We start from the raw sequence: 4894 nt of genomic DNA on the forward strand, positions 1-4894 counted from the left end.
CTTGAAATCCGTCATCGTTCCGTCCGTCCAATCTCCGCCAAGCATGCTCAAGCTTCACGATTTTTGCAACAGAGCCCCTGAAACTGCTGCTGATGCTTGTTTTTGGCGGCGTTGAACAGCTTGCCCAGGATGCGGTCGTGCAAGTCGATGATTTCGTCGGTGACCGTGGCCATGCCCTCGATGGCCAGCGCCACGAGGGTGGCGTAGCGCCGTTGCGGCTCGAACTTGGCTAAGTCGGCGGGCGTCATCTGGCCACCCTCACGGGCGATCTTGAGCAGGCGGTTCTGGTGCACCGACCGCTCGATACCGGAAGGCAGATCGAGCGCCTGCCACGCCTTGAGGCGTTCGATGTGTTCCAGCATGTGCCGCGAGTTCGGTTTAACCGGCGACTGGCGCAGCCAGGCCAGCCAGGTCGTCTTGCCGTTGTCCCGGCGCCTGAGCAGATCGTCGAGGCGGCGGCGATGCGTGTCCGACAGTGGTTCGGCCAAGGCGTCATAGATGCGCCGGTTGGCGCGAGTGATGGCCTCGGCGCTAGCGCGCTCGATGGCGTTGAGCGCGGGCAGGATGATCGACTGTCGCCGCAGATGCTCAACCAAGGTGCTAGCCAGCACGATGCCTTTGTCGGTTTGCATGGCCAGGTCGGTCAGCGTGTGCACGGCCTGCCGGTAGTGGCTCATGGTGAACGGCTGGAAGCCAAACACCGTTTGCAGCTCGACCAGGTGCTCGCGCCGGGTCTGCTCCCGCTGCCCGTAGTCGTCCCAGCTTTCGACGCCGACCTTGAGCTGGTCGGCGACCAGTTTCAGTAGGGGCAAAGACGGCGCCTGATCGACACCAAGGAAGATTCCGGGAAAGCGCAGGTAGCAGAGCTGCACGGCAAAGCCCAAGCGATTCGCAGGCCCGCGCCGCTGGCGGATGATGGAGAGATCGGTATCGCTGAACGTGTAATGTCGAATTAGGTCGTCCTTGGTGTCCGGCAACGCCAACAGGCTTTCCCGCTCGGCGGCGGACAGTATGGAACGACGAGGCATATTTATTGATCCAATTTCAAGTATTGATACAGGGTCTCCCGGCTGACACCAAATTCACGGGCCAGCTTCGCTTTTTGCTCGCCCGCCGTGACGCGCCGTTTCAGTTCAGCAATCTGTTCACCGCTCAGAGACTTCTTTCGGCCTCGGTAGGCTCCGCGTTGCTTAGCGAGCGCGATGCCTTCGCGCTGCCGCTCACGGATCAAGGCCCGCTCGAATTCGGCGAATGCCCCCATGACCGACAGCATCAGGTTCGCCATCGGTGAATCCTCGCCGGTGAAGGTCAGGCTTTCCTTGACGAACTCGATGCGCACGCCGCGCTTGGTCAGCTTTTGTACGAGGCGGCGCAAGTCATCGAGGTTGCGCGCCAAGCGATCCATGCTGTGAACCACCACGGTGTCGCCTTCGCGCACGAAGGCCAGCAGCGAATCAAGCTCGGGCCGCTGGGTGTCCTTGCCCGACGCCTTGTCGGTGAACACCCTGCCGACTTCGACATGCTCCAGTTGCCGCTCCGGGTTCTGGTCGAAGCTGCTGACCCGGACGTAGCCGATGCGTTGACCCTGCAAGATACCTCCAAATACGAAAGTGTCAGGAAGAAATCTATGACCTTTCGCCGCAGGTGTCAAGAAACACAAAAGTTAACTCTATTCTGACGTTGCTGTCGTTTTCAGAAGACGGCTGCACTGAACGTCAGAAGCCGACTGCACTATAGCAGCGGAGGGGTTGGATCCATCAGGCAACGACGGGCTGCTGCCGGCCATCAGCGGACGCAGGGAGGACTTTCCGCAACCGGCCGTTCGATGCGGCACCGATGGCCTTCGCGCAGGGGTAGTGAATCCGCCAGGATTGACTTGCGCTGCCCTACCTCTCACTAGTGAGGGGCGGCAGCGCATCAAGCGGTGAGCGCACTCCGGCACCGCCAACTTTCAGCACATGCGTGTAAATCATCGTCGTAGAGACGTCGGAATGGCCGAGCAGATCCTGCACGGTTCGAATGTCGTAACCGCTGCGGAGCAAGGCCGTCGCGAACGAGTGGCGGAGGGTGTGCGGTGTGGCGGGCTTCGTGATGCCTGCTTGTTCTACGGCACGTTTGAAGGCGCGCTGAAAGGTCTGGTCATACATGTGATGGCGACGCACGACACCGCTCCGTGGATCGGTCGAATGCGTGTGCTGCGCAAAAACCCAGAACCACGGCCAGGAATGCCCGGCGCGCGGATACTTCCGCTCAAGGGCGTCGGGAAGCGCAACGCCGCTGCGGCCCTCGGCCTGGTCCTTCAGCCACCATGCCCGTGCACGCGACAGCTGCTCGCGCAGGCTGGGTGCCAAGCTCTCGGGTAACATCAAGGCCCGATCCTTGGAGCCCTTGCCCTCCCGCACGATGATCGTGCCGTGATCGAAATCCAGATCCTTGACCCGCAGTTGCAAACCCTCACTGATCCGCATGCCCGTTCCATACAGAAGCTGGGCGAACAAACGATGCTCGCCTTCCAGAAAACCGAGGATGCGAACCACTTCATCCGGGGTCAGCACCACCGGCAAGCGCCGCGACGGCCGAGGTCTTCCGATCTCCTGAAGCCAGGGCAGATCCGTGCACAGCACCTTGCCGTAGAAGAACAGCAAGGCCGCCAATGCCTGACGATGCGTGGAGACCGAAACCTTGCGCTCGTTCGCCAGCCAGGACAGAAATGCCTCGACTTCGCTGCTGCCCAAGGTTGCCGGGTGACGCACACCGTGGAAACGGATGAAGGCACGAACCCAGTGGACATAAGCCTGTTGACATAAGCCTGTTCGGTTCGTAAACTGTAATGCAAGTAGCGTATGCGCTCACGCAACTGGTCCAGAACCTTGACCGAACGCAGCGGTGGTAACGGCGCAGTGGCGGTTTTCATGGCTTGTTATGACTGTTTTTTTGTACAGTCTATGCCTCGGGCATCCAAGCAGCAAGCGCGTTACGCCGTGGGTCGATGTTTGATGTTATGGAGCAGCAACGATGTTACGCAGCAGGGTGACGGTGTTCGGCATTCTGAATCTCACCGAGGACTCCTTCTTCGATGAGAGCCGGCGGCTAGACCCCGCCGGCGCTGTCACCGCGGCGATCGAAATGCTGCGAGTCGGATCAGACGTCGTGGATGTCGGACCGGCCGCCAGCCATCCGGACGCGAGGCCTGTATCGCCGGCCGATGAGATCAGACGTATTGCGCCGCTCTTAGACGCCCTGTCCGATCAGATGCACCGTGTTTCAATCGACAGCTTCCAACCGGAAACCCAGCGCTATGCGCTCAAGCGCGGCGTGGGCTACCTGAACGATATCCAAGGATTTCCTGACCCTGCGCTCTATCCCGATATTGCTGAGGCGGACTGCAGGCTGGTGGTTATGCACTCAGCGCAGCGGGATGGCATCGCCACCCGCACCGGTCACCTTCGACCCGAAGACGCGCTCGACGAGATTGTGCGGTTCTTCGAGGCGCGGGTTTCCGCCTTGCGACGGAGCGGGGTCGCTGCCGACCGGCTCATCCTCGATCCGGGGATGGGATTTTTCTTGAGCCCCGCACCGGAAACATCGCTGCACGTGCTGTCGAACCTTCAAAAGCTGAAGTCGGCGTTGGGGCTTCCGCTATTGGTCTCGGTGTCGCGGAAATCCTTCTTGGGCGCCACCGTTGGCCTTCCTGTAAAGGATCTGGGTCCAGCGAGCCTTGCGGCGGAACTTCACGCGATCGGCAATGGCGCTGACTACGTCCGCACCCACGCGCCTGGAGATCTGCGAAGCGCAATCACCTTCTCGGAAACCCTCGCGAAATTTCGCAGTCGCGACGCCAGAGACCGAGGGTTAGATCATGCCTAGCATTCACCTTCCGGCCGCCCGCTAGCGGACCCTGGTCAGGTTCCGCGAAGGTGGGCGCAGACATGCTGGGCTCGTCAGGATCAAACTGCACTATGAGGCGGCGGTTCATACCGCGCCAGGGGAGCGAATGGACAGCGAGGAGCCTCCGAACGTTCGGGTCGCCTGCTCGGGTGATATCGACGAGGTTGTGCGGCTGATGCACGACGCTGCGGCGTGGATGTCCGCCAAGGGAACGCCCGCCTGGGACGTCGCGCGGATCGACCGGACATTCGCGGAGACCTTCGTCCTGAGATCCGAGCTCCTAGTCGCGAGTTGCAGCGACGGCATCGTCGGCTGTTGCACCTTGTCGGCCGAGGATCCCGAGTTCTGGCCCGACGCCCTCAAGGGGGAGGCCGCATATCTGCACAAGCTCGCGGTGCGACGGACACATGCGGGCCGGGGTGTCAGCTCCGCGCTGATCGAGGCTTGCCGCCATGCCGCGCGAACGCAGGGGTGCGCCAAGCTGCGGCTCGACTGCCACCCGAACCTGCGTGGCCTATACGAGCGGCTCGGATTCACCCACGTCGACACTTTCAATCCCGGCTGGGATCCAACCTTCATCGCAGAACGCCTAGAACTCGAAATCTAACGTCCGTTCGGGCATCGAGGTCCATGTCGGGGTGGGACGGGCCCGTGGCTTCAAGATCACTTGCAGTCCGACCGCGATGTTTTGGTTGCGCGAGAGGTTGTCGATATCCTCCACTTCCATCATCAACCCTGGATAATGCCGCCGCCGTCATCGCCGCCGACGCCCGTGCCGGGCTTTTCGGGCCTGTCAGGCTTGCTCGGCCTTCAGCCTGCCTGGGCGAGATCTCCGGCGGACGGATTAACGGCGGAGCTTCGCCGCCTTTCGTGCGTGTGAAGGCCGAAGATAGTTCTCTCAAAAACATCCGTTTATGAGAGATACCAAATGTCATTTTCAGAAGACGACTGCACCAGTTGATTGGGCGTAATGGCTGTTGTGCAGCCAGCTCCTGACAGTTCAATA

At 61.1% G+C, this 4894-nt stretch carries 3 protein-coding genes and 2 pseudogenes; 2 read left to right on the forward strand and 3 right to left on the reverse strand.

From position 1 onward, the window contains the following. Positions 1–77 precede the first annotated feature (77 nt). The 3 genes and pseudogenes from AACO21_RS16580 to intI1 form a co-directional block, all read right to left on the reverse strand. Positions 78–1028 (reverse strand): annotated as a pseudogene (locus AACO21_RS16580) (DUF4158 domain-containing protein); the annotation flags it as partial. Between the two features lie 2 nt (positions 1029–1030). Continuing rightward, positions 1031–1591 carry a recombinase family protein gene (locus AACO21_RS16585; RefSeq protein ID WP_003055107.1) on the reverse strand — a complete coding sequence of 187 codons (561 nt, stop codon included), beginning with the start codon at positions 1589–1591 and terminating at the stop codon, positions 1031–1033. A gap of 295 nt (positions 1592–1886) precedes the next feature. Continuing rightward, positions 1887–2914 (reverse strand): annotated as a pseudogene (gene intI1 / locus AACO21_RS16590) (class 1 integron integrase IntI1). A 101-nt stretch (positions 2915–3015) separates the two neighbouring features. On the opposite strand from intI1, the gene sul1 reads away from it, so the two are divergent. Further along, positions 3016–3867, forward strand: coding sequence for a sulfonamide-resistant dihydropteroate synthase Sul1 (gene sul1, locus AACO21_RS16595; RefSeq protein WP_000946487.1), 852 nt, complete (start codon positions 3016–3018; stop codon positions 3865–3867). A gap of 127 nt (positions 3868–3994) precedes the next feature. Next, complete coding sequence (locus tag AACO21_RS16600) at positions 3995–4495, forward strand: GNAT family N-acetyltransferase (RefSeq protein WP_000376623.1); 501 nt, start codon at positions 3995–3997, stop codon at positions 4493–4495. The last annotated feature ends 399 nt before the right edge of the window (positions 4496–4894 follow it).

The sequence above is a fragment of the Dechloromonas sp. ZS-1 genome, assembly GCF_039649255.1.
Lineage (GTDB): Bacteria > Pseudomonadota > Gammaproteobacteria > Burkholderiales > Rhodocyclaceae > Azonexus.

Excerpts from the sequence above, each read along its gene's own strand:
- sul1 (WP_000946487.1), top strand. The coding sequence starts at position 3,016 with ATGTTACGCAGCAGGGTGACGGTGTTCGGCATTCTGAATCTCACCGAG.
- AACO21_RS16600 (WP_000376623.1), top strand. The coding sequence starts at position 3,995 with ATGGACAGCGAGGAGCCTCCGAACGTTCGGGTCGCCTGCTCGGGTGAT.